At 49.9% G+C, this 567-nt stretch carries 1 protein-coding gene; it reads right to left on the reverse strand.

All coding sequences use genetic code 11. The features are described from left to right. Positions 1–52 precede the first annotated feature (52 nt). Positions 53–567, reverse strand: a 515-nt coding sequence (locus R8N49_RS29310) for a TolC family protein (RefSeq protein ID WP_318190720.1), incomplete at its 5' end; no start/stop codon positions are given.

The following is a 567-nucleotide window of genomic DNA, read 5'->3' on the forward strand; positions in this document are numbered from 1 at the left end:
ACCGATTTAACGGCATCCGTTATGATGCAAAGGTGTGAGGCTTGTAAGAAACCTAACCTTTGGCATTCGTTTCGGGTTGTGCTTCTGGTTGTAGCGTCCAATCACCACCAAGTGATTTGTAGAGCGCAATCGTAGCTTGTGCGGTTTGTAACTTTGCCGCGACTTGCTGATCTTGCATCATGCGTTGCTGACGTTGCGCATCTAAAACCGATAAGTGATCAATCAAGCCTGCTCGGTACAGTGACTTGGCTTTGTTGACGGCGTTATTGGTGGCTTTCAATGCATCATCGATTCGGCGCTGATTTTCTTGGCTGCGACCATAAGCAAACAGCGAGGATTCGGTTTCTGCCAAAGCCGCCTCGACCGTATGTTGATAAGACAATGTCGCCGAATCAAAACGCGCTTGGTTGATGGCTTCAATTGCCTCGCCACGACCCCCATCGAACAAGTTCCAGCTTACGCCTGCCGCGCCCATCCAACCGAAAGAATCGCTACTGAAAAGATCGTCAAAGCTTGACGCAGACAACCCCGGAGCGCCCGTCAAAAAGAACTTCGGATATTGATCAG

Source organism: Vibrio sp. 1978 (genome assembly GCF_033344345.1).